This is a genomic window from Sphingopyxis sp. OAS728 (assembly GCF_014873485.1).
GTDB lineage: Bacteria > Pseudomonadota > Alphaproteobacteria > Sphingomonadales > Sphingomonadaceae > Sphingopyxis.
The window spans coordinates 671945-697846 of the sequence record NZ_JADBDT010000001.1 but is presented as its reverse complement, the minus strand read 5'-3'; the positions used below and the strand labels follow the sequence as shown (position 1 = coordinate 697846).

Below are 25902 nucleotides of genomic sequence, written 5' to 3'. Positions count from 1 at the left end.
CTATCGCCGCCATCATGCGTGGTGGCGGCGATGGGGACCGAACTGAAACCTATAGTCGTCGAGGGCCGCAATTGCTGGCGGATCGAACGCGCCGACAAGGCGCGCATGATCGTCGATGCGGCCGATTATTTTGCGCTGCTCGAACGGCTGATGGCCGACGCGAAACAGCGCATCCTGCTCATCGGCTGGGACTTCGATCCGCGCATCGCATTGAAGCCTGACAAGGACGGCAAGGGCGAACCGCTCGGCGACTATCTGCTGCGTCTCGCGCATGAAAAGCCCGATCGTGACATCGATATCTTGCGCTGGAATTTCGGCGGGCTGAAACAATTTGCGATGCCGCGCATCCTGTCGATGGTCGCGCGTTGGAAACTGACGCGCTCGATCAGCTTCCGCCTCGACAGCGCGCATCCGGTCGGATGCAGCCATCATCAGAAGGTCGCGGTGTTCGACGACCATCTCGCGGTCTGCGGGGGAATCGACGTCGGCGCGCGCCGCTGGGATACGCGCGATCACAAGGACGGCGACCCGCACCGCACCGCACCCGACGGCAAGGCCTATATGCCGTGGCACGACAGCACGATGATCCTTGCCGGCCCCGTCGGCAACGCGCTCGCCGACCTCGGCAACGAGCGCTGGCAGCGCGCGACCAAAAAGCCGCTGCGCGACCTGAAAGGCGAGGGCGAAAATTGGCCCGATGATCTCGAACCCGATTTCGAGGGCGTCGATGTCGCCATCTCGCGCACCCGCGCCGAATATGACGGCCATGAGGAAATCCGCGAGATCGAGCAGCTCTATCTCGACATGATCGCCGCGGCGAAACGCTTCATCTATTTCGAGAATCAATATTTCACCTGCGGCAAGATCGCCGCCGCGATCGCAGAGCGGCTGAACGAGGACGATCCGCCCGAGTTCGTGATGGTGATGCCTCAAACTGCCGACGGCTGGCTCGAACAGATGGCGATGGACGCGGCGCGCGTGAAGCTGGTGCGCGAAATCGCCAAGGCCAAGCATGGCGACCGGCTGAAGGTCTATTATCCGCGCACAAAAGGCGGCGAGGCGATATATGTCCACGCGAAGACCGCAATCGTCGACGACCGGATGATCCGCGTCGGATCGGCCAATATGAACAATCGGTCGATGGGTCTCGACAGCGAATGCGATGTCACCATCGACACGGCGCTTCCTGCGAACAAGGGTGTGGAACCGACCATCGCGCGCCTGCGCACGTCGCTCATCGCCGAACATCTCGACGTGTCGGAGGAGGAGGTTGCGGCAAGCTTCGAACGCACCGGATCGCTGATCGACACGATCGAGGCGCTGCGCGGCAAGGGGCGCTCGCTCGAACTGCTCGACCTCGTGCCGCCGGGGCCGATGGACGAATTCATCGCGGAGAATGAGGTGCTGGACCCGACCAGCCCCGATGAAATGTTCGAAAGCCTGACCGAGCGCGGCTTAAGGAAAAGCTGGCATCGCGGCCGCAACTGGATGAAACGCCACAGGCCTTTCGGGCACGTGAAGCGCTAGGATCAGTCCGCCAGCGACAGGATGTGCTTCGCCTGCTTGAGATGCGGGGCGTCGACCATCTTGCCGTCGACCTGCAGCACGCCCGCGCCTGGATTGGCGGCGAAGGCATCGACAATCGCCTGCGCGCGCGCGGCTTCGTCGGCCGACGGCGTGAAGGCGGCGTTGATCGGCTCGACCTGCGACGGGTGGATCGCCATCATGCCGGTGAAACCGTCGCGGCGTGCGCGGGCGGCATAGGCGGCAAGGCCGGTTTCGTCCTTGATCGCAGGGAAGACGGTGTCGATGGCCGCGGCGCCCGCGGCGTGCGCGGCGAACAGGGTCATCGCGCGCGCGACCTCATAGGGCGCGGTATAGCTGCCGTCGGCTTCGCGGCTCGTCGTCGCGCCGATCGCGGCGGGCAGGTCTTCGGCGCCCCAGGTCAGGCCGAGCAGGCGATCCTTCGCCTCGCGATAGCTGCCGAGCGTGAAGATTGCCGCCGGCGTTTCGGTCGCGATCGGCAGGATCGGCGGCAGCGAGGCATCGCGCGCGGACTCGCTGCGCAGGATCGTATCGAGCTGTGCGATGCTGGGCGCGCCCTCGGCCTTGGGCAGCATGATCGCATCGGGACGCGCGGCGGCGATCGCGGCGACGTCGGCGGCGGTCATATGGCCGTCGAGCGGATTGACGCGCACCAGCGTCACGACTTCGCGTGTTCCCGCCAGATAGTCGGCAATCGCGGCGCGCGCCGCCTCCTTGTTCGCGGGCGATACCGAATCCTCAAGGTCGAGGATGATCGCGTCGGCGCCCGACGCTGCCGCCTTGGCGAAGCGTTCTGGCCGGTCGCCGGGAACGAAGAGGAGCGAGCGCAGGCGCATCAGGCGGCTTTCTTTTTGAGCAGCGCGGAGCGTTCGCACTGGCAGACGATTTCATCGCGCTGGTTGATCGCGCGGTGGAGGAAGGTCACGATACCCGCATTCGGCCGTGATTTGGACTCCTTGAGACCAACCACCTCGGATTCGGCCCGAAGCGTGTCGCCGATGAACACCGGCTTCGGCATGACGAGCTTGTCGTAGCCGAGGTTCGCGACGAGCGTGCCGAGCGTCGTGTCGCCGACCGACAGCCCGACCATCAGGCTGAAGGTGAAGGTGCCGTTGACGAGGATCTGGCCGAATTCGGACGCCTTCGCCGCCTCGATATCGAGATGAAGCGGCTGCGGATTGTGCGTCATCGTGGTGAAGAGGAGATTGTCGGTCTCGGTCACCGTGCGGCGGATGTCGTGCGTCAGCGTGTCGCCGATCGCCCATTCGTCGAAATATTTGCCGGCCATTTTCTCAACTCCGTTCGCCCTGAGCTTGTCGAAGGGCTGTTCTTTTTTGCGAGGCTAAAGGGAAGTACGGTGCTTCGACAAGCTCAGCACAAACGGGGGGGATCATTCTTCCTTCTCGATCTTCACCAGCAGGGCCTCGACCTGCACCTGCGCCCCCGCGGCCGCGTTGAGTTCGGCGACGACGCCGTCGAATGGCGCGGTCAGACTGTGCTCCATCTTCATCGCTTCGAGCGTGAGCAATTTCTGCCCCTTGGTCACCTTGTCGCCCGCGGCGACATCGACCGCGATGACCTTGCCCGGCATCGGCGACAGGATCGCGCCGTCGCCCGCCGCGCCGACGGCACTGCCTTCGGCGCGCCAAGGGGTGAGCTGCCACACCGATCCGGCTTCGGCGACGAGCATCGCGGGAGCAGGTTCTTCGGCGCCGGGGCCGTGCAGTTCGACCTCGACGCGCTTGCCGTCGAGCAGGAAGGGCGCGCTGCGCACGTCGGGCGCGTTGAGGCGGAAGCCCGATTGCAGCGAGCGTGGCACCATCGCCATGGCGGCGTTGGTCAGCGCCTGTGCGGTCGGGACGGGCTCCTCGGTCATCGCGTCGCCGTCGCGGCCGATCAGGCCGGTGTCGACGGTGCCCGCAACGAAATCGGGATGGTCGAGTGCATTGATCAGGAAGGCCGAGTTGGTCTTCACCGGCCAGATCGCGCTGTCTTCGAGCATCTCGGACAAAAGCTCGCGCGCTTCCTCGCGGTCCTCGCCCCATGCGATGACCTTGGCGATCATCGGGTCGTAGAAGGGCGAGACCTCGGCGCCTTCGTATACGCCGGTGTCGACGCGGCCCATATGTTCGGGAAGCTGGAACAGTTCGAGCGTGCCGATCGAGGGCAGGAAGCCCTTGGCCGGGTCTTCGGCATAAAGCCGCGCTTCCATCGCCCAGCCGTTGATCGCGAGTTCGTCCTGCTTCAGCGGGATAGGCTCGCCCGACGCGACGCGGAGCTGCCATTCGACGAGGTCGACACCGGTGATCTCCTCGGTCACTGGATGCTCGACCTGCAGCCGCGTGTTCATTTCCATGAACCAGATGCGGTCGGCGCGCAGGCCCTCGCTGGCGTCGGCGATGAACTCGATCGTCCCCGCGCCCACATAATCGACCGCCTTTGCGGCGCGGACGGCGGCGGCGCACAGCTCGGCGCGCGTCGCTTCGTCCATGCCGGGGGCGGGGGCTTCCTCGATCACCTTCTGGTGGCGGCGCTGGAGCGAGCAGTCGCGCTCGAACAGGTGGACGACATTGCCGTGCGTGTCGCCAAACACCTGCACCTCGATATGGCGCGGGGTGAGGATATATTTCTCGATCAGCACGTGATCGTTGCCGAACGACGCGGCGGCCTCGCGCTGGCATGAGGCGAGCGCGTCGGCAAAGTCTGCCGCGGCGTCGACCTTGCGCATCCCCTTGCCGCCGCCGCCGGCGACCGCCTTGATGAGCACGGGAAAGCCGATTTGCCCGGCCTGTTCGGCGAGATAGGCGGGGTCCTGGTTCTCGCCCATATAACCCGGCGTCACCGGCACCCCGGCGTCGGCCATCAGCTTCTTTGCGGCGTCTTTGAGGCCCATCGCGGTGATCGATGAGGGTTTCGGCCCGACCCACACCAGCCCGGCATCGGCGACGGCCTGCGCGAACTCGGCATTCTCGGACAGAAAGCCGTAGCCCGGATGGATCGCCTCCGCGCCAGTCGCCTTTGCGGCGGCGATGATTTTCTCGCCAATGAGATAGCTCTCGCGTGCCGGCGACGGGCCGATATGCACGGCTTCGTCGGCCTCGCGCACATGCAGCGCTTTGGCATCGGCGTCCGAATAAACGGCGACGGTGCGGATACCCATCTCGCGCGCGGTGCGGATGATGCGGCAGGCGATTTCGCCGCGATTGGCGATAAGCAGGGACTGGATCATAGGGTTCCGTTCACTTTGAAATGCAGAACATGCGCTTCCTTTTCGATCAGGAAGTCATCGTCGAAATCATAATATTTGGCGGCGTCGACCGGCGTGCCGGCGAAACCCTCGATCACGTCGAGATTGTCCCAGAAGGTCAGCATCTCAAAATGGACGATATCGCCGTCGGCGCGCTGCAGGCACCATGCGCCGCGATTTCCCGCGACCGACCGGTAATCGGGAATGGCGACGTCGAGCATCAGCCGGAAATAGGCTTCGGCCTTGTCCTTGGGGACGATCCCGTGCCAGCGCCGCGCGATCATGGATGCGCCTCCGGAAAGCCGTGCCGGATGTGCAGCGCGTGGAGCAGCCGCTTCAAATCGCCGACAAAGCGCGTGCCCTGGTGCTCACCATCGGCAAGCTCAGCTGGGGCGTCGCCGGCCAGCACCAGCACCGGCAGATTCTGGTTCGCCGCCCCGATCGCTGCGATCACGGCATTGCGCGGACGTGGATAGGCGATGCGGATGACCTCGAGCGACGCGGCCTGTTCGGGAAAGTTCGCCAGCAACCCGTCGACGGTAATGCAGTCGCGGCAATAGAAATTGCGTCCGGGCAGCGCGGGGTCTTCGAACAGCGGATCGAGAAGATAAAGACGGTCGTTCATGGTCACACCACCAGCATGATCGCGTTGCCGAAATTATGCACCGCAACAGGAAGAAGCAGGCTGCCCGTGCGTTCGCGGAGCCAAACTGCGAGAAAGGATGGGATGGCGGTGAGGGCCATCGTGATGACGTCGAACTGGAATCCATCGCCAGCGGAATAGCTCAACGCATGCGCGAGGCCGAACAAGGCGCATGACAGCACCGCACCCCAGCCCCAGTCGACACCGAGCAGCCGAATCCGGCCGCGGAATGCCTCGTTGAGCGCCAAGAGCAGGATGCCGCGATAGAAGGGCTCTTCCTCGAACCCCGGCATCGTAAGTTGGTAGGCGAGGGTTTCGCCCGACGCGGGCTCGTTCGGAAAAGAAAAGGCGAGCGCCAGGAAGAAGAGGCAATAGAGGAGGGCGACCGGCACCGCCGCACGTAGCGAACCGGCGTTCTGCTTGAGCGTCAGTCCCGAACGCTGCCAGCCGAATGCCGGATGCGATGCGATCGCCAGCGTCGCGGCCAGCGCGAGCAGTTTGCCCTGCCAATTCCAGTCGCTCGCACCGACCATGTCGGGCAGCGCGCCATAGAAATTGGTCAGCAGCGCGTCGTTGACCACGACGAGTCCCGCCGCGACAAACAGCCACCGTGGCGAAAATCCGCCGCGATCGGTCAGGCCCAGCACGAAGCCCGCGATCATCAGCATCGTCACGACGGCGAGTATGAAAAGGACCGGATCGGGCATCGTCACATCCGGAACACGCCGAAGCCGCGGTCCTCGACTGGCGCATTCAGCGTGGCCGCGAAGGCGATGCCGAGTACGTCGCGCGTCTGCGCGGGGTCGATGATGCCGTCGTCCCAGAGGCGCGCGGTGGCGTGATAGGGATTGCCCTCGTCCTCATATTTCTGGCGGATCGGCGCCTTGAAAGCTTCGGCTTCTTCCGGAGTCCATTTGTCGGCGTCGCGGTGGACTGTCGCGAGCACGCTCGCCGCCTGTTCACCGCCCATCACGCTGATCCGGCTGTTGGGCCAGCTGAACAGGAAGCGCGGTGAGTATGCGCGGCCGCACATGCCGTAATTGCCCGCGCCGAAGCTGCCGCCGATCAACACGGTGATCTTGGGCACCGTCGCCGTGGCAACCGCCGTGACCAGCTTCGCACCATGCTTGGCGATCCCCTCGGCCTCATATTTGCCGCCGACCATGAAGCCCGAAATGTTCTGGAGGAAGAGGAGGGGGATGCGGCGTTGCTGCGCCAGTTCGATGAAATGCGCGCCCTTGACCGCGCTCTCGCTGAACAGCACGCCGTTGTTCGCGAGGATCGCGACGGGGATGCCCCAGATATGCGCGAAGCCGCAGACAAGCGTCGCGCCGTAGTTCGCTTTGAACTCGTGAAACTCGCTGCCGTCGACGATGCGCGCGATGACCTCGTGCACGTCGTAAGGCGCGCGGACGTCGTCGGGGACGACGCCATAGATTTCCTCGGCGGCATATTTGGGCGGGCGCGGGGCCTTCATCGGCACCTCGAAACCCTTGTCCTCGCCGAGGTGACTGACGATGTCACGGACGATCGTCAGCGCATGCTCGTCATTTTCGGCGAGATGGTCGACGACGCCCGATTTCTTGGCATGCAGATCGCCGCCGCCAAGATCCTCGGCGCTGATTTCCTCGCCCGTCGCGGCCTTCACCAGCGGCGGGCCGGCGAGGAAGATCGTGCCCTGATTGCGCACGATCACCGTCTCGTCGGACATCGCGGGGACATAGGCACCGCCGGCGGTGCAGCTTCCCATTACGCACGCGATCTGCGGGATGCGCTTCGCCGACATGTTCGCCTGATTGAAGAAGATGCGGCCGAAATGGTCGCGGTCGGGGAAGACCTGATCCTGATGCGGAAGGTTCGCGCCGCCGCTGTCGACGAGATAGATGCAGGGCAGGCGGTTCGCCTCGGCAATTTCCTGCGCACGAAGATGCTTCTTCACCGTCATCGGATAATAGGTGCCGCCCTTCACCGTCGCGTCGTTGCAAACGATCATGCACTGGCGTCCCGACACCTGTCCGATGCCGCAGATAAGCCCCGCGCCCGGTACTTCGCCGTCGTAGAGATCGTTCGCGGCGAGCTGGCCGATTTCGAGAAAGGGCGCGCCCGGATCAAGCAACCGCTCGACGCGCTCGCGCGGCAGCAATTTGCCGCGGCTCGTGTGCCGTTCGCGCGACTTTTCGTTGCCTCCAAGCGCGGCTTCGGCGACCGCCGTCCGCAGGGCGTCGGTCAGCGCGCGGTTATGCGCGCTGCGGGTGCGATATTCGTCGCTGTCCGCGTTGATGCTCGTGCCAAGAACCGGTGCGCTCACTGTACAGTCTCTCCCTGAAGTCGGTTCGGAACTAACCCGCCGCTCGTCGATTGAAAAGCGCAGCAGGCCGAAAATGGTTGGTATTGAAACCGGATTTTCCCACGCGTCGGCGGCCTGCCTTTCCGTGACAAAATAAGGTCATTCTCATGAAAAAAGCTGTCTTCGCCGTCCTTCTGTCCACCGCCGCGGTTCTTGCGGGGCCCGTCGCTTGTACCAGCGGTAAGGAGGAAGGCAGCGCCGCCTACACCGTCGGCACCGATATCGGGATCAGCAAGGCCGCGATGGACACGGCCGCAAAGCCCGGCGACGACTTTTACGCCTACGCCAACGGCAATTGGGACAAGGCGAATGAAATCCCCGCCGACCGCTCGTCGATCGGCGCTTTCTATGTCGCGCAACTCGAAACCGAGAAACGCAACCGCGAACTGGTCGATGCGATCGTCAAGGGTGATGCTGGGGCCGACACGAACGAAGGCCGCATCGCTGCCTTCTATAAAGCCTTCACCAATGTGAAGGCGATCGACGCCGCGGGGATGAAGCCCGTCGCCGCCGACCTCGCGCGCTTTGCCGCGATCAGCGACAAGGCCGGTCTGTCGAAGGTGCTGGGCGAGCAGCTTCGCGCGGACGTCGATCCGCTCAACGCGACCAACTTCCAGACCGAAAATCTCTTCGGCGTGTTCGTGACGCAGGGTCTCGCGACCCCGGGCGAGGTCATCCCCTATCTGCTGCAGGGCGGGCTCGGGATGCCCGAGCGCGAATATTATCTGTCGGCCGACCCCAAGATGGCGAGCATCCGCACCGCCTATCAGGCCTATATCGCCAAGCTCCTGACTGCCGCCGGGCAGAGCGACGCCGCGGCGAAGGCGAAGCGCATCTACGATCTCGAGGTCAAGATCGCCAAGGCGCATGCGACGCGCGAGCAGAGCGAGGATTTCACCAAGTCTGCCGACGTCTGGGCGAAGGGCGATTTCGCGAAAAAGGCCCCCGGCATCGACTGGCCGGCCTTCTTTGCCGCCGCCAAGCTCGACGGTGCGGGCAAGTTCGGCGCCTATCATGCCAATGCGATCACCGGCCTGTCGGCGCTCGTCGCGTCCGAACCGCTCGATGCATGGAAGGACTGGCTCGCCTTCCATCAGATCAACAGCCACAGCGACGTGCTGCCGAGCGCGATCGATAGCGCGCACTTCGCCTTCTATGGGACGACGATGGCGGGCACGCCGCAGCAGCGTGGCCGCGAAAAGCGCGCGCTCGACGCGCTGGACGTCTATCTCGGCGATGCGGTGGGCAAGGCCTATGCCGACAAATATTTCCCCGCCTCGGCCAAGGCTGAAGTCGGCGACATGGTAAAGAACATCAAGGCCGCCTTTGCGACCCGGGTGAACACGATCGACTGGATGGCGCCCGAGACGAAGAAAGAAGCGATCAAGAAGGTCGAGACCATTGCCGTGGGGGTGGGTTACCCCGACACCTGGCGCGATTATGGCAGCTACACCGTCGGCGCCGACGCCTATGCAAACGAGGTCGCGGGGCAGAAGGCCGAATATGCACACCAGCTCGCCAAGATCGGCAAGCCGATGGACAAGGGCGAATGGTGGATGGTCCCGCAGACCGTCAACGCGGTGAACCTGCCCGTCCAGAACGCGCTGAACTTCCCCGCCGCGATCCTTCAGCCGCCCTTCTTCAACGCCAAGGCCGACCCCGCGTTCAACTATGGCGCGATCGGTGCCGTCATTGGCCACGAGATCAGCCACAGCTTCGACAACAATGGCGCGGCGTTCGATTCCACCGGCGCGCTGCGCAACTGGTGGACCCCGGCGGACCTGGCGAAGTTCAACGCTGCGGGCGACGCGCTCGCGGCGCAGTTCGACACCTACAAGCCGTTCCCCGACCTTTCGGTCAACGGCAAGCTGACGCTGGGCGAGAATATCGCCGACGTTGCGGGGCTTCAGGCCGCCTATGACGCGTACCGTGCGTCGCTTGGCGGCAAGGAAGCGCCAGTGATCGACGGTTTTACCGGCGACCAGCGTTTCTTCATCGCTTTTGCGCAGACCTGGGCGACCAGGATGCGCGCCGAAGCCCTTCGGGCGCGCATCGCGACCGACGGCCATGCGCCGGGCATGTACCGCGCGCTCACCGTCCGCAACCTCGACGCCTGGTACAAGGCGTTCGACGTCAAGGAAGGCGACAAGCTCTACCTCGCGCCCGACAAGCGCGTGCGCGTCTGGGGCTGATGACAGGGCGGGGCGGGGCGTCATGCTCCGCCCTCCTTCTTTGCGACAGGCTTCTTGCGGATCAGGTGGCTGTAGACGCCGACCAGATTGATGCAGAGCAGCGCGACATTCTGCCAGCCGATGCCTTCGCTGTCGGGCTGGAGGAAACCCCATGCGATCAGCGCGAGGCTGCTCGTCACGAAGATGACGAACGCCCAGCCGTTCCAGCGCTCGCCAAGGTTGAGCGAGACGAGCAGTGCCGCAAGCGTCGCTGCGGCGGCGCCATAATATTGGAGGGCGTCGAGCAGCGTATCGCTCATCCGCCGGTCGTCCCGTACACGAACTCGAGCTTCAACCCGTCGGGGTCGGCGAAGAAGAGGGCGTAATAGGTGGGGCCGTAGCGCGGATAATCGGCAGGCGCGTCGAGCACCGTCGCGCCGATACTGCGCAGCAAATCGTGAAGCGCGTCGACGTCCGCACGGCTCTCGGCAGTCCATGCGAGATGATGGAGACCGGGCGAATAACGGTCGTGCGCGCGCGCTGCTCCTTCGCCGCGCGCCTCGATGATCCCGATCGAATGAAAGGGTTCGCCTTCGCGATCCCAGTCGCTTCCATGCTCGTAATCGGCCGAGCGGCGATAGCCGAGGAAGCCGAGCACGGCGTCGTAGAAGAGGCGCGACCGTTCCCTGTCGGTGACCGTCAGATCGATATGATGGACAAGCCCGCGCATGCTCATCCCAACGCGCCGATCAGCGCGAAGATGCCCGCGCCGCTGAGCGCCGGCCATGCGATATGACGGCCGTTCGTATAGACGGCATTGAACAGACCGGTGGCGAGCCATCCGCCGCCGATGACGATCCGCAGCGCATTCGGCGTTCCCGGCCATGCGACCGCCGCCGCCGAAATCAGCATCAGCACCGACGTTGCGTGCCAGGCAAACCGGATGATCCGCCGCGACAGCGGATCGGCGAGCGGCCCAGCTTCGCTGCGCAACATCGGCACGATCAACCGCCGGTAACCCAGAACCGAATGAACCCCGGCCGTCGTCACCATGAAGGCGGCCGACAGCCAGAGCCAGATCACGCGCCGGCGCCGATCAGTTCGCGGCCGATCAGCATGCGGCGGATCTCGTTGGTGCCCGCGCCGATGTCGAGCAGCTTGGCATCGCGCCAGTAACGCTCGACCGGCCAGTCCTTGGTGTAACCCGCGCCGCCCAAGGCCTGGATTGCTTCGCCCGCGACCTTTACCGCATTCTCGCTCGCGAGCAGGATCGCGCCCGCGGCGTCGAAACGCGTCGTCTGACCTGCGTCGCACGCCTTGGCGACGTTGTAGACATAGGAGCGTGCCGACTGGAGCATGACATACATATCCGCGACCTTCGCCTGCATCAGCTGGAAGGATCCGATCGGCTTGCCGAACTGCTTGCGCTCGCGAACATAGGGAATGACCGTGTCGAGGCACGCCTGCATGATGCCAAGCTGAAGCCCCGCGAGCACGACGCGCTCATAATCGAGACCCGACATCAGCACGCCGACGCCGCCATTTTCGGGGCCCATCACCTGCTCTTCGGGCACTTCGCAGTCGGTGAAGACGAGCTCCGCGGTCGGCGAGCCGCGCATGCCGACCTTGTCGATCTTCTGCCCGATGCTGAAGCCCGGCATGTCCTTTTCGATCAGGAAGGCGGTGATCCCGCGCGATCCCGCCTCGGGGCTCGTTTTCGCATAGACGACGAGCGTGTCGGCGTGCGTCGCGTTGGTGATCCAGAATTTGGTGCCGTTGAGGACATAGCCGCTGCCCTTGCGTTCGGCCTTCAGCTTCATCGAGACGACGTCGCTGCCCGCGCCCGCCTCGGACATCGCAAGGCTGCCGACATGTTCGCCGCTGATCAGCTTGGGGAGATACTTCGCCTTCTGCTCGGCATTGCCCCAGCGGCGGATCTGGTTGACGCAGAGGTTCGAGTGCGCGCCGTAAGAGAGGCCGATCGCACCCGAAGCGCGGCTCACTTCCTCGACCGCGATCACATGTTCGAGATAGCCGAGGCCAAGGCCCCCGAACTCTTCCTCCACGGTGATGCCGTGCAGCCCGAGATCGCCCATCTGCGTCCAGAGTTCATCGCGCGGGAACCAGTCGTCGGCATCGGCCTTGGCGGCGAGCGGCGCGATTTGTTCGTCGGCGAAGCGGGCGGTGGTGTCGCGGATCATGTCGGCGGTTTCGCCGAGAGCAAAGTCGAAATCGGGGGTGGCGCGCATGGATCAACCTATCGATCGAGGGGCAGGGCAGGCGTGAATACTGCCCCAAAAAATCAACATAGGGAAATTGAAAGGATCATAGTTTTAGCATAAGTAAAATCTATGATTAAACGCACCCATATCCGCCAGTTTCTCGCTGTCGTCGACGCGGGCAGCTTTACGCAAGCGGCATTGCGTATTCGCGTCACCCAGCCGGCGCTGTCGACCGGCATTGCCGAGCTTGAAAAGCTGGTCGGGGGTCCGCTCTTCATCCGCAACCGCCGCCAGATCCGGCTGACCGAGGCGGGCGGGCGGTTCCTGCCGATCGCGCGCGACCTCGATCGCGGCTTTCGCGCGGCCGACAGCTTCGGCCGCGAGGAGGATCGTCAGGAGACAGGGCTCAAGCTCGGCATCATCCGGTCGGCGCCCGGCGAATTGCTCCAGTCGATCGTTGCGGCGCTGCGGCCCGCGTTCGCGATCGAACTGATCGAAAACAGCGACTCCGAACTGCGCGCCGCTCTTGGCAGCGGCCGTATCAATATGGCGCTTGTCCCGCTGCGCGCGGGGGAGCGCGGCGACCATGTGCTGCCGCTCTACGAAGAGCCGCTCGCGATGTTCATTGCATCGGACCATCCGCTCGCGGGGCGTATCGAGGTGGGGCCCGAGGAACTAGCGGCTGAGACGATGATCGCGCGCCGTTCGTGCGAATTCCTCGATGCGACGAGCCGCTTCTTCACGCGCCACGGCGTGCGCCCGCGCTTCGCGCTGCGCAGCGAGAGCGACGAGCGTTGCCTGCGTATGGTCGCGGCGGGGATCGGGATTACAACGGCGCCTGTCTCGCTGGCGATCGAAGGGATCGTGCCGCTGAAAGTCGCGGGCTATGATTTCCGGCGCGAACTCGGGCTGATCGCTGACCCGGCGTGGGGTAGCCTGCCCGATGTCAAACCGCGGCTGGCCCATGCCCTCGAAACGATCGCCGCGGTCGCGGCTGAATGGCGCGAGACAAGGGTCGACGCCGTCGCATGATCCGGTTCCTCACAAGTCTGGCTTGCACCCGCAAAAGGCCATACAGCTTGATCGCCCCAGATAGCGGAGGCAAGGGCGGGGCATGACCGATACGCTGACCCATCTCGACCGGCTCGAGGCCGAGAGCATTCATATCATGCGCGAAGTGATGGCCGACGCGGCGAAGCCCGTGATGCTCTATAGCGTGGGCAAGGACAGCGCGGTGATGCTCCATCTTGCGCGCAAGGCCTTCTATCCTTCGCCGCCGCCGTTCCCGCTGCTCCATGTCGATACGACGTGGAAATTCCGGGCGATGTACGAGCTGCGCGATCGCATGGCCACTGAGAGCGGGATGGAGCTCATCGTCTATCAGAATCCCGAGGCGAAGGAGCGCGGGATCAATCCGTTCGACCATGGCCCGCTGCACACCGACATGTGGAAGACCGAGGGGCTCAAACAGGCGCTCGACCTTCACGGCTTCGACGTCGCTTTCGGCGGCGCGCGCCGCGACGAGGAAAAGAGCCGCGCGAAGGAGCGTATCTTTTCGTTCCGAACCGCGAGCCACGGATGGGACCCGAAGAAGCAGCGCCCCGAGCTCTGGAACCTCTACAACGCCCGCAAGGCGAAGGGCGAGAGCATCCGGGTCTTCCCGATCTCGAACTGGACCGAGCTCGACATCTGGCAATATATTGCGCGCGAGAATATCCCGATCGTGCCGCTCTATTTCGCCGCGCCGCGCCCGACGGTCGAGCGCGATGGCCTGCTGCTGATGGTCGACGACGACCGCTTCCCGCTGCTTCCCGGCGAGACGCCGGTCGAACGTTCCGTGCGCTTCCGCACCCTCGGCTGCTATCCGCTTACCGGGGCGGTCGAGAGCGAGGCGAAGACGCTCAGCGAAGTCATCCAGGAAATGCTGCTCACCACGACCAGCGAACGGCAGGGCCGCATCATCGACAAGGATGGCGGCGATGCGTCGATGGAGAAGAAAAAGCAGGAGGGGTATTTCTGATGCCAAATACCCCGGACTCTCCTGCTTACGTCACCGACGCGCTGATCGCCGAGGATATCGACGCCTATCTTGCGGGGCATGAGAAGAAGTCGCTGCTGCGCTTCATCACCTGCGGCTCGGTCGACGACGGCAAGTCGACGCTGATCGGCCGTCTTCTCTACGACAGCAAGATGATCTTCGAAGACCAGCTTGCCGCGCTCGAAGCCGACAGCAAGCGCGTCGGCACACAGGGGCAGGAGATCGACTTCGCCTTGCTCGTCGACGGCCTCGCCGCCGAACGCGAGCAGGGGATCACGATCGACGTCGCCTACCGTTTTTTTACGACTGAAAAGCGCAAGTTCATCGTCGCCGACACGCCGGGGCACGAACAGTACACGCGCAACATGGTCACCGGCGCCTCGACCGCCGACCTTGCCGTCATCCTGATCGATGCGCGCAAGGGCGTGCTCACCCAGACCCGCCGCCACAGCTTCCTCGCGCACCTGATCGGCATCAAGCATATCGTGCTCGCAGTGAACAAGATGGACCTCGTCGATTATGACAAGACTATCTTCGACCGGATTACGCTGGCGTACCGCGCCTTCGCGAGCGAGATCGGCATCACCAACTTCACCGCGATCCCGATCTCAGGCTTCAAGGGCGACAATATCACCGCACTGTCGGACAACACCCCCTGGTTCAAGGGGCCGGCGCTGATCGAGCATCTCGAAAATGTCGAGATTGGCGCGGCCGCCGACGAGGCGAAGCCGTTCCGTCTGCCGGTACAATGGGTCAACCGCCCGAACCTCGATTTCCGGGGCTTTTCGGGCCAGCTGGCGAGCGGCAAGGTCAGGCCGGGCGACGCGGTTCGCATCCTGCCCAGCGGCAAGACGACGACGGTTGACCGCATCGTCACCCTCGACGGCGACCTTGACGAGGCCGTCGCGGGCCAGTCGATCACGCTGACGCTCGCCGACGAAGTCGACTGCTCGCGCGGCGACGTGATCGCTGCCGCCGACAATCCGCCCGAGGCGGCCGACCAGTTCGAGGCAACGCTGGTCTGGATGGCGGACGAGGCGATGATCCCGGGGCGCGCCTATTGGCTGAAGCTTGCGACGCAGAGCGTTTCGGCGACGGTGCAGGCGCCGAAGTACGAGATCAACGTCAACACGCTCGACCATCTCGCGGCGAAGACGCTCGACCTCAACGGCATCGGCGTCGCCGAGCTATCGACCGACAAGCCGATCACCTTCGAAGCCTATGGCGACAATCGCACGCTCGGCGGCTTCATCCTGATCGACAAGCTCACCAACGCGACCGTTGCCGCGGGAATGCTGCACTTCAGCCTGCGCCGCGCGCAGAATGTCCATTGGCAGGCAACCGACATCAGCCGTGACATGCGTGCGGATCTCAAGAACCAGCGCCCCGCGCTGCTGTGGTTCACCGGGCTTTCGGGATCGGGCAAGTCGACGATCGCGAACCTTGTCGAAAAGAAGCTGCACCGGATGAACCGTCACAGCTTCCTGCTCGACGGCGACAATGTGCGCCACGGGCTCAACCGCGACCTTGGCTTTACCGAGGCCGACCGGATCGAGAATATCCGCCGCGTCGGCGAGGTAGCGAAGCTGATGAGCGACGCCGGCCTGATCGTTATCACGGCCTTCATCTCGCCCTTCCGCGTCGAGCGCGAAATGGTCCGTAGCATGCTGCCCGAAGGCGAGTTTATCGAGGTGTTCATCGATACCCCGCTGGCGGAGGCCGAGCGCCGCGACGTGAAGGGCCTCTACAAGAAGGCGCGCGCAGGCCAGCTCAAGAATTTCACCGGCATCGATAGCCCTTATGAGGCACCCGAGAATCCCGAAATTCGTATCGACACGACCGCGATGACGCCCGAAGAGGCGGCGGACCTGATCATCGATCGCTTGCTGGGATAGATATGGCTGCGGAGGAAAGTGACGAACAACTGGCTGAACGGCTCGCGACGGCCGCCGGGCTGATGCTGCTCGATCTTCAGGCGTCGGGCAAATTTGTCGGCAAGTCGCTCGGGCAGGCGGGCGACGCGCGCGCCAATGCGATGCTGATGCACGAACTCCGCGCCGCGCGCCCCGACGATGCCATTCTGTCCGAGGAAGAGAAGGACAATGTCGTCCGCTGCGACAACAAGCGCGCATGGATCGTCGATCCGCTCGACGGCACGCGCGAATATAGCGAAGGCCGCAGCGACTGGGCGGTTCATGTCGCGCTTGCGATCAGGGGCGTGCCGACCGTTGGCGCGGTGGCGCTGCCCGGGCTGGGGCTGACACTGACCTCAGGGTCTCCGAAGCCGCTGGAGCCCGCCAACGTTCCGCTCAAGATGCTGGTGAGCCGCACCCGGCCAGCCGCCGAAGCCGTCTATGTTGCGGAAAAAATGGGTGCCGAACTTCTCGCCATGGGGTCGGCAGGCGCCAAGGCAATGGCGGTCGTGCGCGGCGAGGCCGACATCTACCTGCACACCGGAGGGCAGTATGAATGGGACAATTGCGCCCCCGCGGCGGTCGCCGTTGCGGCGGGTCTGCATGTCAGCCGCGTCGACGGCTCAGCGCTCGTCTACAATTGCGCCGATCCCTATCTGCCCGACCTGCTGATCTGCCGGACGGAACTCGCAGAGGACGTCCTCCGTCTCGCGGCCGCCTATCCGGGCGAATAGAGCGAAGCACCGTCGGCGTGCTCAGACGCCGACGGTATCCGATCTCGCGGCGGGCTCAGTAATCCCAGACCGCCGGGACGGCGCGGAAGGCGTCGCCCGCAACCGCCACATGATAGATGGACGGGAAGGGCAGGTGCGTCGCCACAAAGGCCTCGCGGGTTTCGGCGAACTCGCGGAGCAGCTTGACGCGGACACGCGCCGACTCCTCGGGATCATGCTCGAAGCCATTGTACCAGCCTGGCTGGTCGAAGCCGACCTGGAAGATCGCGTCGCCCACGAAGGTCAGCCGCTCACCGTCGGACGCGACGCGGACCATGCAATGGCCGGGCGTGTGGCCACCGGTAAGTATCGCCGTGACGCCGGGCGCCACCTGGGCTTCCTTCTCGAACGTTTGGATCTGCTTCCCATATTGCTCCATGAAGCGTTTGGCCGCGCCCCGAAGCGCGTTGGGGAAGCCCTCGGGCATTGCGGTCTGCGAAAAGTCGGGATCCTTCCAGAATTCGACTTCGGCCGCCGCGACATGAACGCGCAGGTCCGGGCGCATCCGTTCGTGCGTGCCGTCGATGATCAGCCCGCCGATATGGTCCATATGCATGTGGGTCACGATGACATCGGTGATCGAATCGAGCGGGATTCCCGACGCCTCTAGCCGCTGAACCAGCCGCCCGGCCTTTTCCAGCTTGAGGTTCGGGTCCATGCCGAGCCCCGCGTCGACGAGGATGGTCTGATCGCCGCTGCGCACGACAAGGACGTTCAGCGGCCATTCGGCGATTTCGTGCGGGAGGAACTGCTCGTCCAGCCAGGCGTCGAGGACGTTCGTCTCGACATTATGCGCGAGGACATGCGCCGGGATTGGCAGCACGCCGTCGCTGATCACCAGCACGTCGATGTCGCCGACCTGTACCGCGTAGCGCGACGGAACCAGTTCATCGGCGCGGGCTTCGGTCCGCGAAATGGTGTCGAGAGTCATGTCGTATCCTCCTTATCGTCATCTTCCGTAAGGCCTTGAATCGCGCATTTGCGGCTTCGGAGATACCGTGCGGTACGCCAGGTTCCGTTGCCCGATGGACAGGCTGTCCTGCACCTTGGGATAGGTCGGCTGAAGCGTGAGATGGTTGGTGATTGCCAGCCGCCGTTCGGCAGCCTAATCCGTTGCATCAAGAAACCGAAAACGGGAGAAGCGCGATGACCCACCTGCCTGAAACCAACCTCACCATGCTGACGCTCGTGAAGCCTGAAGGGCAGCTGGAGGTTTCGCTCGAGCGCCGCCCGATGCCGACGCCGAAGCCGCACGAAGTGCTGGTGAAAGTGCTCGCCGCGCCGATCAACCCGTCGGACCTCGGCCTGTTGTTCGGCGGCGCCGACATGTCGACTGCGCGCGCCTCGACCAGGGACGGTCTGCCGCTGATCACGGCCGATGTCCCGCCCGCGGGTATGCGCGCGATGAGCGGGCGCATCGGTGATGCGCTCGCGATCGGTAACGAAGGTTGCGGCACCGTCGTAGCGGCGGGAGACACGCCGGAAGCGCAGGCGCTGCTCGGCAAGACCGTCGCGCTGCTCGGCGGCGAGATGTACGCCGAATATCGCTGCCTTCCGGTGCAGATGGTGATGCCGCTGCCCGACGGCACCGATCCCGCCGATGGCGCTTCCTGCTTCGTCAATCCGCTCACCTCGCTGGCGTTCGCCGAGACGATGCGGATGGAAAACCACAGTGCAATCGTCCACACGGCTGCGGCGTCGAACCTCGGTCAGATGCTCGTCAAGATATGTGCGAAAGACGGTATCCCGCTCGTCAACATCGTGCGCAGCGACGCGCAGGTCGAAATCCTGAAAGGCATCGGCGCCAAACATATCGTCAACAGCAGCGCCGATGATTTCATGGAGCGGCTGGTGGACGCGATCGTCGAGACGGGCGCGACGCTGGGCTTCGACGCGACGGGCGGCGGCAAACTCGCGGGCCAGATCCTGACCGCTATGGAGGCGGCCGCGGTCAAGCGCATGACGACCTACAGCCGCTACGGTTCGGACACGTTCAAACAGGTCTATATCTATGGCGCGCTCGACCTGTCGCCGACCACCTTCTCGGCGCGCAGCTTCGGCCTGACCTGGGCGCTCGGCGGCTTCCTGCTCACGCCGTTCATGGCAAAGGCGGGGATGGAGACCGTGGGCCGGATGCGCAAGCGCGTCGTCGACGAACTCACGACGACCTTCAAGAGCCACTACAGTCACGAAATCTCGCTGACCGATGCCTTGAACGTCGATACGGCGCAGGCCTATAATGCGAAGCGCACGGGTGAGAAATATCTCATTCGTCCGTAGGGCTCCGGCATCGCCCGGGGGTAGGGACAGGCTGGGGGGATTGGATGCGCCGAGGAATTTTGTGCATGGGCGTCGTCGTGACAGGCGCGTCCGCATTGGTATCGGCGGTTGCGGCGATGCAGCCCAATTCTTTGGACATCGTCGGAGAAATGGGATTGAAGCCGGGCCGCTGGCGCACGACGATCCAGATCATCGATGCGACCATTGTGCCAACGCCGGGTCGCCCGATCCCCGCGGGGGCCGCAGAACGGCTGAAGCAGGCGATCGGTTCTTCGATGGACACCGAAGATTGCATCGGCTCGATACGGCCACCGGGCAGCGATTTGGTGTTGCCCGGGATCAAGATTGAAGCCGCCTGTGTTCTGGGCGAGGTCGAGGCAGATCAGCGTATCCTGCGGATCAAGGGCACTTGCGGTTCAATGGCCGATGGGTTCAAGGCCGACATGAATGTGCAGGCGGCACATTCCGCAACGGCTATGACGGCGAATGTTGAAAGCCTAGCCTTCTCGGAAGGTGTCGGGTTCAGCACGCGAATAGTCGTAACGACGAACAGCAAATATATGGGGCAATGCCCGGCCAGCTGACCGATGCCCTAAAATCGGGCGACCATGAAAAAGCAGTCAACGCTTCATGCACTGGCGCGCATCGTCGCGCTTGTACTCGCTGCAATTCCACAGCGCCTTTTCGAACCCCGCCTTGTCGTCGCGAAGGTAGGAGAAGGTCATCGCCGCGCGCTGCGTATCGCTCATCGCGTCGCTGTTGGGTTTGAGGGTCGGGTTGGTCCAGCCCATGAACTTGCAATAGGGCTTGTCGCCGCAGAGGCGCAGCGCCGTGGTGACGAAGCTTTCGGGCGCCGCCTTGCGGTCGAGCTGGGTGTAGATGGTATCGCGGCCCGCGCTCTCGCCCGCGCCGGCGACGACGCGTGCTTCGCCGACCGCGGCATTGGCGTCGACGCCCGTGGCCAGATCGGTCGGCAGTCCCAGCGCGATCGCGTGCAGCGGCGATATCGCCGCGAGCTTGGCCACTGGCCCGTCGCTGCCCGACACCGCGCCGCGGAACGCGCCCGGCGTGCCCCAATAGCCCGGCCAGCGGAAAAACAGGTGCGTATCGACGATCGCGATCTTTTCGAGGCTGTCGCTCCAATAGGGGCGCACCCAGTCGGTGTGATAATGGGTGGCGAGGCCGACGGGCGGATAGGTTCCGCCCGACAGCATCATGTCGGCATTGTTGCGGGCGCGCTGCCATGCGGCGTCCGAATAGCGGCGATTGAGCGCGCCGTCGCAGGTGAAGGTGAACTGGCACCCGGTCGTGCGTTCCGACCCCTGGAAGACGACGCCGCAAATCGATTTGGGGAAGGCCGGATGCCGGGCGCGATTGATCACGACCTGGCCGACCGCCTGCTGCCCCTTGGCGTCGTCGCCCGCCTCGTAAAGCATCGCGGCGGCAAGGCAGTCGCGGGCGCGAGCTTTCGCGTCGCCGCCGCCGGCATAAACGAACGGCCGCGCTGCAACGAAGCCCTTGGTGATCAGCGCGACTTCGGCGTTCTGCGCGCGTGCGTCATCTTCGGTGACGGGCGCGAGTTCCATCGGCGCGACCTCGGGCACGACGTCGGCGGGCGGTGCGACCGGGCGCGCATGAGCGTGACGCGGTCCTCGGCTGCCCGTCGAATGGCTCGCGTAGAGCACCACGACGACCGCCGCGACGGCGATCAGGACGAACAGCCAGCCCGTCCAGTCGCGCCCGTCGGGCAGCGCCGTTTGATTGCCATTGGGGGGCACGATCCGGCCTCAGATCTCCGGGAGGAAATCGGGAACCGACAGATAACGTTCGCCGGTGTCGTAGTTGAAGCCGAGCACGCGGCTCCCCGCGGGAAGTTCGCCGAGCTTCTGCGCGATCGCGGCGAGCGTTGCACCCGACGAGATGCCGACGAGCATGCCTTCCTCGGTGGCGGAGCGGCGTGCGAAATCCTTGGCGGCGGCGGCATCGACCTTGATCACGCCGTCGAGCAGGTCGGTGTGCAGGTTGCGCGGGATGAAGCCGGCGCCGATGCCCTGGATCGGGTGCGGCGCGGGCTGGCCGCCCGAGATGACCGGCGAGGCTTCGGGCTCGACCGCATAGACTTTCAGGTTCGGCCAATGGCCTTTCAGGAATTGGGCAACGCCGGTGATGTGGCCGCCGGTGCCGACGCCGGTGATCAGCACGTCGATCGGGCTGTCCTTGAAATCGGCGAGGATTTCGGGGCCCGTCGTACGGACATGGACGTCGATATTGGCTTCGTTCTCGAACTGCTGCGGCATCCACGCGCCGGGGGTCGTTTCGACCAGCTCGATCGCGCGTTCGATCGCGCCCTTCATGCCCTTTTCGCGCGGGGTGAGGTCGAAGGTCGCGCCGTAAGCGAGCATCAGGCGGCGGCGTTCGACCGACATGCTTTCGGGCATGACGAGGACGAGCTTGTAACCTTTGACCGCGGCCGCCATCGCGAGGCCGATGCCGGTGTTCCCCGACGTCGGCTCGACGATGGTGCCGCCGGCTTTCAGGCTGCCGTCCTTTTCGGCCGCCTCGATCATCGCGAGGCCGATGCGATCCTTGATCGACCCACCGGGATTGCTGCGTTCCGACTTCACCCAGACTTCGGCGTCGGGGAACAGCTTCGCGACACGGATGTGCGGCGTGTTGCCGATGGTCTCGAGGATCGAATTGGCTTTCATGATCGGTGCGCTCTCTCTTTGAACTCGAATCGCGGGTCGCGGCGGACGCGATTTGGCCAGTCTCCGGCGCGCAGCCAGAGTGCCTCATCCGCCAGCGCCGGCGTGGTCGCGGGTTGTAACGACGCCAGCAGATACTGTCCATAAGGCCAGTCGGCGACGCCCGAGTCTGCGTTGATGTGGCCGAAGGGACCGGCATTGACGAAGCGTGCGTCCCAAAGCCGCGACAGGCGCCAGACATGGGAGGTTTTGGCATAGGGGTCGTCATCGCTGGCGACGACGATCATCGGGACCTGCGACGACAATGCGGGCGAGTCGGTGAAGCTTTCGACTCGCGTGTCGCGGCGGAGCTGGCTGAGGTCGGGCGGGGCCACCAGCAGCGCGCCGGCAATGCGGTCGCGCGCGACACTGCTCGCGATCGCGAACCAGTGGGCGAAGGCATGGCAGCCGAGGCTATGCGCGGCGATGAGGACGGGGTCATGTTCTGCATCGATCGCGGCGGCGATCCGGTCGACCCATTCGTCCTTCACCGGCTCGTCCCAGCCGCCGAGCTCGATTCGTTCGCAGTTGGTGAAGCTTCGCTCCCACAGGCTTTGCCAATGGGTCGGGCCGCTGTTGTAGAGCCCGGGAATGGTCAGGATTTTGTGGCGGATATTCGAATAGTGCATGGCGGTCGCTCCGTCGGAAGGAGAGAGGGGGAACCGCGGTGACGGGTGAGTGACAGATAACTCAACCAATTAAATTGACAATAGCCTTTTGACGAAATGAGCGCGAGGCACGGCGAATGGTTTTCATGCTATTCGCTGGCCTGTCTGAACTGCGGCTCGAATGTGCGCGCGCGGCGTAGCTCGGGGAATATCCACGCCCAGAGCGCCGTGACGCCGACCGCCGCCGCCCCGCCGATGACGACGGCGCCGACCGGACCGAGCGCGGCGGCCATCGCGCCGGCGCGCATCTCGCCGAGCTCGTTCGAGGCGGATATGGCGAGCCCCGAAGCCGCGCTGACACGCCCGCGCATATGATCGGGCGTGTTGAGCTGGATCAGCGTCCCGCGAACGAAGACCGAGAACATGTCGGCGGCGCCCATGATTACGAGGATGGCGAGCGACAGGATCAGATTGGTCGAAAGGCCGAACGCCACCGTCCCGACGCCGAACGCGGCCACGGCCCAGAGCATCTTCACGCCGACATTGCGCTCGATTGGACGGATGGCGAGGCCCACCGCAACAGCAACCGACCCGAAGGCCACGGCGGCGCGCATCAAACCGGCGCCTTCGGGCCCGGCGTGCAAGATGTCGCGCGCGAACACCGGGAACATTGCGGTCGCCCCGGCCAGAAGCACGGCAAAAAGGTCGAGCGTGATCGTCCCGAGCAGGAAGCGTTCGACCCAGACGAACCGCAACCCGTCGACCATTTCGCGCAGCGGGTGGCGGCGCACTTCGGCGGGGGGCGGCAATACGGGGCGCACGCGGCTGAGGGTGAAGGCCGAGACGGCGAGCAGTATCGCGGAGAAGACATATACGGCGCCCGGATGCGCTGCATAGATGAGGCCGCCCGCAGCGGGGCCGATCACCGACGCCGACTGCCAGGCGATGCTGCTCATCGCGATCGCGCGCGGAAGGACGGCGGGCGGGACGATGTTGGGCGCAATCGCGCTCATCGCGGGGCCGGAGAAGACGCGTGCCACGCCGTGCAGCGCCGCGAGACCGAAGAGCAAAGGCAGGGTGAGCCCATCGGTCCAGGTGAACCAGCCGAGCGTCGCCGCGATGAGGAGATCGATGAGGTTCGAGAAGATCGCGACGCTGCGCCGTTCGAACCGGTCGGCCGCCCAGCCGGCGACGGGGGTCAGGATTGCCAGCGGAACGAACTGGAAGAGGCCGAGCAATCCGAGCTGGAACGACGCTTCCTTGATCGACATGCCATAGTCGGTGCGGGCGGTGTCATAGAGCTGGTAGCCGATCACCACGACCATCGCGATCGTCGCCATCACCGCGGTAAAGCGCGCGACCCAGAAATAACGGAAATCGGGGTAGCTGAGCGGGGAGGGGGCTTTGGGCGTCGCCTCCGGCATCACCGGTTCTTCGCCTTCGGGTGGGGGGATCGTCGCCATTGATGAACGCCGTAGCCCGCTTTTCGTCGCTGTCCAGATAGCATAGCTTTGCCGTTCGTCGATTATCGGATGTCATTGATCGGGGTGGCTGGCAGAAGCACGCGCACAGGAGTCAGGGAGATTATCGAATGAAGAGTAAGTTTGCCCGTTTCGGCGGCGCGGCGATGGCCGCAACACTGCTGGTCCTCACCGCGTGCAACGCGTCGGACAACAAGTCGGCGACCGCGCCGAGCGCGAAGAACTGGACCGAATTCCGCGACAATTTCCTGAAGGGCTATTTCCCGCTCAACCCCAATTTCGCGGTCTATCAGGGCAAGCATGAATTCGACGGGCAACTCCCCGACTGGTCGCCCGAGGGGCTGGAAAAACAGGCCACATATCTGGAAAAAGCGATCGCCGACGCCAAGGCGTTTGACGGCGAGATGAGCGCCGCCGAAAGGTTCGAGCGCGATTATCTGGTGCATGTCGCGCAGGGGCAGCTCTTCTTCCTCCGCGATACCGACTTTGCGCAGAAGAACCCGGCCTTCTACACCGGCGCGCTCGACCCCAATGTCTATATCGCGCGTCCCTATGCCGATGCGACGACGCGGATGAAGGCGTTCATCGCTTATGCCGAAAAAGTCCCTGCCGCTGCCGCGCAGATCAAGGCGAATCTGAAGCTGCCGCTCCCCGCGACCTTCGTCAAATATGGCACCGCGGGCTTCGGCGGCTTCGCCGATTATTATAAGGGCGACGCCAAGGCCGCCTTCGCTTCGGTCAAGGACGAGGCGCTGCAAAAGCAGTTCGACGAAGCAACCGCAAAAGCCGGTGCGGCGATGACCGACCTTGCCAAATATGTCGGATCGCAGCCGGGCACGCCCGACGGCTATGCGCTTGGCGCCGAGAAATTCTCGAAGATGATCCTGACCAACGAGGGTGTCGACACCCCGCTCGACGAGCTGGAGCGGATCGGGCAGGCTGACCTCAAGCGCAATCAGGACGCATTGAAGGCGGCCTGCGCGACCTATGCCGCGGGCATGACGATCGCCGACTGCATGAAGAAGATGAATTCGGACAAGCCCGCCGACGGCCCGGTCGCCGAAGCGCGACGCCAGCTCCCCACACTGCGCGCTTTCCTGATCGAGAAGGATATCGTCACGATCCCCGGCACCGAACAGGCGCAGGTCGAGGAATCGCCGCCGTACAACCGGCAGAACAGCGCCTATATCGACATTCCGGGGCCGTATGAGAAAGGCCTGCCGTCGGTCTATTACATCTCGCCGCCCGACCCGAGCTGGGACAAGCAGACGCAGGCCGATTTCGTACCGGGTCGTAAGGATCTGCTCTTCACCTCGGTCCACGAGGTGTGGCCGGGCCACTTCCTCAATTTCCTCCATTCGAACCGCGCGGAAAGCATCTTCGGCAAGCTGTTCGTCGGCTATGCCTTCGCCGAGGGCTGGGCGCATTATACCGAGGAGATGATGTGGGATGCCGGGCTGGGCGAGGGCGATCCCGAAACGCATATCGGTCAGCTGTCGAACGCGCTGCTGCGCGACTGCCGCTACCTGTCGGCGATCGGGCTGCACACCAAGGGCATGACCGTCGCGGACAGCGAAAAGCTGTTCAAGGAGCAATGCTATCAGGATGAGGGCAACTCGCGGCAACAGGCGGCGCGGGGCACCTATGACCCGGCCTATCTCAATTACACGATGGGCAAGCTGATGATCCGCAAGCTGCGCGACGATTGGACCAAGGGCGACAAGACGAAGTGGAAGGCGTTCCACGACGAGTTCCTGTCCTATGGCGGCCCGCCGATCCCGATGGTGCGCGCCGCGATGATGAAGGAGGAGACGCCGAACGCGGTCTTCTGAGCCAGCCATCGATAAGTTGACGACGCACGGACGCGCTTTTACGGCGCCCATTAAGTTT

At 64.3% G+C, this 25902-nt stretch carries 24 protein-coding genes and 1 pseudogene; 9 read left to right on the top strand and 16 right to left on the bottom strand.

Annotated elements, in window-relative coordinates; all coding sequences use genetic code 11:
- The first annotated feature begins 30 nt into the window (after positions 1 to 30).
- The gene (locus tag GGC65_RS03365) at positions 31 to 1527 is read left to right on the top strand and encodes a phospholipase D-like domain-containing protein (RefSeq protein WP_192645870.1); all 1497 of its coding nucleotides are present in this window, start codon (positions 31 to 33) and stop codon (positions 1525 to 1527) included.
- Positions 1528 to 1529: 2 nt separating this feature from the next.
- Here GGC65_RS03365 and GGC65_RS03360 read toward each other — a convergent pair whose 3' ends face one another.
- The 7 genes and pseudogenes from GGC65_RS03360 to GGC65_RS03330 form a co-directional block, all read right to left on the bottom strand.
- Positions 1530 to 2381: an HpcH/HpaI aldolase/citrate lyase family protein gene (locus tag GGC65_RS03360; protein WP_192645869.1), complete on the bottom strand. Its 852-nt coding sequence runs from the start codon at positions 2379 to 2381 to the stop codon at positions 1530 to 1532.
- A pseudogene (locus GGC65_RS03355) lies at positions 2381 to 2839 on the bottom strand (MaoC family dehydratase); the annotation flags it as partial. The gene GGC65_RS03360 and the pseudogene GGC65_RS03355, both read right to left, overlap by 1 nt.
- A gap of 96 nt (positions 2840 to 2935) precedes the next feature.
- Complete coding sequence (locus tag GGC65_RS03350) at positions 2936 to 4774, bottom strand: acetyl/propionyl/methylcrotonyl-CoA carboxylase subunit alpha (RefSeq protein WP_192645868.1); 1839 nt, start codon at positions 4772 to 4774, stop codon at positions 2936 to 2938.
- On the bottom strand, positions 4771 to 5076 hold the full coding sequence (locus tag GGC65_RS03345; RefSeq protein ID WP_192645867.1) for an antibiotic biosynthesis monooxygenase: 306 nt from the start codon (positions 5074 to 5076) through the stop codon (positions 4771 to 4773). Before GGC65_RS03345 ends, GGC65_RS03350 begins: the two co-directional genes overlap by 4 nt.
- Positions 5073 to 5417 carry a DUF3088 domain-containing protein gene (locus tag GGC65_RS03340; RefSeq protein ID WP_192645866.1) on the bottom strand — a complete coding sequence of 115 codons (345 nt, stop codon included), beginning with the start codon at positions 5415 to 5417 and terminating at the stop codon, positions 5073 to 5075. Before GGC65_RS03340 ends, GGC65_RS03345 begins: the two co-directional genes overlap by 4 nt.
- Before the next feature lie 2 nt (positions 5418 to 5419).
- Positions 5420 to 6142 (bottom strand): CPBP family intramembrane glutamic endopeptidase, BDIM_20840 family, encoded by a 723-nt coding sequence (locus GGC65_RS03335; RefSeq protein ID WP_192645865.1) that lies wholly within the window; start codon positions 6140 to 6142, stop codon positions 5420 to 5422.
- Between the two features lie 2 nt (positions 6143 to 6144).
- Positions 6145 to 7743, bottom strand: coding sequence for a carboxyl transferase domain-containing protein (locus GGC65_RS03330; RefSeq protein ID WP_192645864.1), 1599 nt, complete (start codon positions 7741 to 7743; stop codon positions 6145 to 6147).
- Between the two features lie 146 nt (positions 7744 to 7889).
- On the opposite strand from GGC65_RS03330, the gene GGC65_RS03325 reads away from it, so the two are divergent.
- Complete coding sequence (locus GGC65_RS03325; RefSeq protein ID WP_192645863.1) at positions 7890 to 9974, top strand: M13 family metallopeptidase; 2085 nt, start codon at positions 7890 to 7892, stop codon at positions 9972 to 9974.
- A 20-nt stretch (positions 9975 to 9994) separates the two neighbouring features.
- Here GGC65_RS03325 and GGC65_RS03320 read toward each other — a convergent pair whose 3' ends face one another.
- Genes GGC65_RS03320 through GGC65_RS03305 form a run of 4 tightly spaced genes read right to left on the bottom strand, consistent with a single transcriptional unit; the run spans position 9995 to position 12202 of the window.
- Positions 9995 to 10273: a hypothetical protein gene (locus tag GGC65_RS03320; RefSeq protein WP_192645862.1), complete on the bottom strand. Its 279-nt coding sequence runs from the start codon at positions 10271 to 10273 to the stop codon at positions 9995 to 9997.
- Positions 10270 to 10689 carry a VOC family protein gene (locus tag GGC65_RS03315; RefSeq protein WP_192645861.1) on the bottom strand — a complete coding sequence of 140 codons (420 nt, stop codon included), beginning with the start codon at positions 10687 to 10689 and terminating at the stop codon, positions 10270 to 10272. Before GGC65_RS03315 ends, GGC65_RS03320 begins: the two co-directional genes overlap by 4 nt.
- On the bottom strand, positions 10686 to 11036 hold the full coding sequence (locus GGC65_RS03310) for a hypothetical protein (RefSeq protein WP_192645860.1): 351 nt from the start codon (positions 11034 to 11036) through the stop codon (positions 10686 to 10688). The genes GGC65_RS03315 and GGC65_RS03310 overlap by 4 nt, the downstream gene beginning before the upstream one ends.
- The gene (locus tag GGC65_RS03305) at positions 11033 to 12202 is read right to left on the bottom strand and encodes an isovaleryl-CoA dehydrogenase (RefSeq protein ID WP_192645859.1); all 1170 of its coding nucleotides are present in this window, start codon (positions 12200 to 12202) and stop codon (positions 11033 to 11035) included. The genes GGC65_RS03310 and GGC65_RS03305 overlap by 4 nt, the downstream gene beginning before the upstream one ends.
- A gap of 102 nt (positions 12203 to 12304) precedes the next feature.
- Here GGC65_RS03305 and GGC65_RS03300 point away from each other — a divergent pair, with 102 nt between their 5' ends.
- The 4 genes from GGC65_RS03300 (at position 12305) to GGC65_RS03285 (ending at position 16860) form a co-directional block, all read left to right on the top strand.
- Entirely contained in the window at positions 12305 to 13207 is a 903-nt protein-coding gene (locus GGC65_RS03300; protein WP_192645858.1) for a LysR family transcriptional regulator, read from the top strand.
- A gap of 82 nt (positions 13208 to 13289) precedes the next feature.
- The gene (gene cysD / locus GGC65_RS03295; protein WP_192645857.1) at positions 13290 to 14195 is read left to right on the top strand and encodes a sulfate adenylyltransferase subunit CysD; all 906 of its coding nucleotides are present in this window, start codon (positions 13290 to 13292) and stop codon (positions 14193 to 14195) included.
- The gene (gene cysN, locus GGC65_RS03290; RefSeq protein WP_192645856.1) at positions 14195 to 16108 is read left to right on the top strand and encodes a sulfate adenylyltransferase subunit CysN; all 1914 of its coding nucleotides are present in this window, start codon (positions 14195 to 14197) and stop codon (positions 16106 to 16108) included. Before cysD ends, cysN begins: the two co-directional genes overlap by 1 nt.
- Positions 16109 to 16110: 2 nt before the next feature.
- The gene (locus GGC65_RS03285; protein WP_192645855.1) at positions 16111 to 16860 is read left to right on the top strand and encodes a 3'(2'),5'-bisphosphate nucleotidase CysQ; all 750 of its coding nucleotides are present in this window, start codon (positions 16111 to 16113) and stop codon (positions 16858 to 16860) included.
- Positions 16861 to 16915: 55 nt separating this feature from the next.
- On the opposite strand, the gene GGC65_RS03280 is transcribed toward GGC65_RS03285, so the two are convergent.
- The gene (locus tag GGC65_RS03280; RefSeq protein WP_192645854.1) at positions 16916 to 17830 is read right to left on the bottom strand and encodes an MBL fold metallo-hydrolase; all 915 of its coding nucleotides are present in this window, start codon (positions 17828 to 17830) and stop codon (positions 16916 to 16918) included.
- Between the two features lie 215 nt (positions 17831 to 18045).
- Between GGC65_RS03280 and GGC65_RS03275 the strand changes: the two genes are divergently transcribed.
- A complete protein-coding gene (locus GGC65_RS03275) occupies positions 18046 to 19179 on the top strand; it encodes a zinc-binding dehydrogenase (RefSeq protein ID WP_192645853.1) in 1134 nt (377 codons plus the stop codon).
- A 65-nt stretch (positions 19180 to 19244) separates the two neighbouring features.
- The gene (locus GGC65_RS03270; protein WP_192645852.1) at positions 19245 to 19763 is read left to right on the top strand and encodes a DUF3617 family protein; all 519 of its coding nucleotides are present in this window, start codon (positions 19245 to 19247) and stop codon (positions 19761 to 19763) included.
- 36 nt (positions 19764 to 19799) lie between these two features.
- Here GGC65_RS03270 and GGC65_RS03265 read toward each other — a convergent pair whose 3' ends face one another.
- The 4 genes from GGC65_RS03265 to GGC65_RS03250 form a co-directional block, all read right to left on the bottom strand.
- Positions 19800 to 20957 carry a cell wall hydrolase gene (locus GGC65_RS03265; RefSeq protein ID WP_318780112.1) on the bottom strand — a complete coding sequence of 386 codons (1158 nt, stop codon included), beginning with the start codon at positions 20955 to 20957 and terminating at the stop codon, positions 19800 to 19802.
- Positions 20958 to 20966: 9 nt separating this feature from the next.
- A complete protein-coding gene (cysK, locus tag GGC65_RS03260) occupies positions 20967 to 21887 on the bottom strand; it encodes a cysteine synthase A (RefSeq protein WP_192645851.1) in 921 nt (306 codons plus the stop codon).
- Positions 21884 to 22552: an RBBP9/YdeN family alpha/beta hydrolase gene (locus GGC65_RS03255; protein WP_192645850.1), complete on the bottom strand. Its 669-nt coding sequence runs from the start codon at positions 22550 to 22552 to the stop codon at positions 21884 to 21886. Before GGC65_RS03255 ends, cysK begins: the two co-directional genes overlap by 4 nt.
- Positions 22553 to 22680: 128 nt before the next feature.
- Entirely contained in the window at positions 22681 to 23994 is a 1314-nt protein-coding gene (locus GGC65_RS03250) for an MFS transporter (protein ID WP_225940652.1), read from the bottom strand.
- Between the two features lie 128 nt (positions 23995 to 24122).
- Here GGC65_RS03250 and GGC65_RS03245 point away from each other — a divergent pair, with 128 nt between their 5' ends.
- The gene (locus tag GGC65_RS03245; RefSeq protein WP_192645849.1) at positions 24123 to 25844 is read left to right on the top strand and encodes a DUF885 domain-containing protein; all 1722 of its coding nucleotides are present in this window, start codon (positions 24123 to 24125) and stop codon (positions 25842 to 25844) included.
- The last annotated feature ends 58 nt before the right edge of the window (positions 25845 to 25902 follow it).

What these genes read in the sequence shown, in the direction of transcription:
- GGC65_RS03325 (WP_192645863.1), top strand. Translation starts at nt 7,890, where the DNA reads ATGAAAAAAGCTGTCTTCGCCGTCCTTCTGTCCACCGCCGCGGTTCTT.
- GGC65_RS03255 (WP_192645850.1), bottom strand. Translation starts at nt 22,552, where the DNA reads ATGCACTATTCGAATATCCGCCACAAAATCCTGACCATTCCCGGGCTC.
- GGC65_RS03305 (WP_192645859.1), bottom strand. Translation starts at nt 12,202, where the DNA reads ATGCGCGCCACCCCCGATTTCGACTTTGCTCTCGGCGAAACCGCCGAC.
- GGC65_RS03285 (WP_192645855.1), top strand. Translation starts at nt 16,111, where the DNA reads ATGGCTGCGGAGGAAAGTGACGAACAACTGGCTGAACGGCTCGCGACG.
- GGC65_RS03300 (WP_192645858.1), top strand. Translation starts at nt 12,305, where the DNA reads ATGATTAAACGCACCCATATCCGCCAGTTTCTCGCTGTCGTCGACGCG.
- GGC65_RS03350 (WP_192645868.1), bottom strand. Translation starts at nt 4,774, where the DNA reads ATGATCCAGTCCCTGCTTATCGCCAATCGCGGCGAAATCGCCTGCCGC.
- GGC65_RS03250 (WP_225940652.1), bottom strand. Translation starts at nt 23,994, where the DNA reads ATGGCGACGATCCCCCCACCCGAAGGCGAAGAACCGGTGATGCCGGAG.
- GGC65_RS03335 (WP_192645865.1), bottom strand. Translation starts at nt 6,142, where the DNA reads ATGCCCGATCCGGTCCTTTTCATACTCGCCGTCGTGACGATGCTGATG.
- cysN (WP_192645856.1), top strand. Translation starts at nt 14,195, where the DNA reads ATGCCAAATACCCCGGACTCTCCTGCTTACGTCACCGACGCGCTGATC.
- cysK (WP_192645851.1), bottom strand. Translation starts at nt 21,887, where the DNA reads ATGAAAGCCAATTCGATCCTCGAGACCATCGGCAACACGCCGCACATC.
- GGC65_RS03270 (WP_192645852.1), top strand. Translation starts at nt 19,245, where the DNA reads ATGGGCGTCGTCGTGACAGGCGCGTCCGCATTGGTATCGGCGGTTGCG.
- GGC65_RS03280 (WP_192645854.1), bottom strand. Translation starts at nt 17,830, where the DNA reads ATGACTCTCGACACCATTTCGCGGACCGAAGCCCGCGCCGATGAACTG.
- GGC65_RS03345 (WP_192645867.1), bottom strand. Translation starts at nt 5,076, where the DNA reads ATGATCGCGCGGCGCTGGCACGGGATCGTCCCCAAGGACAAGGCCGAA.
- GGC65_RS03340 (WP_192645866.1), bottom strand. Translation starts at nt 5,417, where the DNA reads ATGAACGACCGTCTTTATCTTCTCGATCCGCTGTTCGAAGACCCCGCG.
- GGC65_RS03245 (WP_192645849.1), top strand. Translation starts at nt 24,123, where the DNA reads ATGAAGAGTAAGTTTGCCCGTTTCGGCGGCGCGGCGATGGCCGCAACA.
- GGC65_RS03275 (WP_192645853.1), top strand. Translation starts at nt 18,046, where the DNA reads ATGACCCACCTGCCTGAAACCAACCTCACCATGCTGACGCTCGTGAAG.
- GGC65_RS03320 (WP_192645862.1), bottom strand. Translation starts at nt 10,273, where the DNA reads ATGAGCGATACGCTGCTCGACGCCCTCCAATATTATGGCGCCGCCGCA.
- GGC65_RS03360 (WP_192645869.1), bottom strand. Translation starts at nt 2,381, where the DNA reads ATGCGCCTGCGCTCGCTCCTCTTCGTTCCCGGCGACCGGCCAGAACGC.
- cysD (WP_192645857.1), top strand. Translation starts at nt 13,290, where the DNA reads ATGACCGATACGCTGACCCATCTCGACCGGCTCGAGGCCGAGAGCATT.
- GGC65_RS03315 (WP_192645861.1), bottom strand. Translation starts at nt 10,689, where the DNA reads ATGAGCATGCGCGGGCTTGTCCATCATATCGATCTGACGGTCACCGAC.
- GGC65_RS03365 (WP_192645870.1), top strand. Translation starts at nt 31, where the DNA reads ATGGGGACCGAACTGAAACCTATAGTCGTCGAGGGCCGCAATTGCTGG.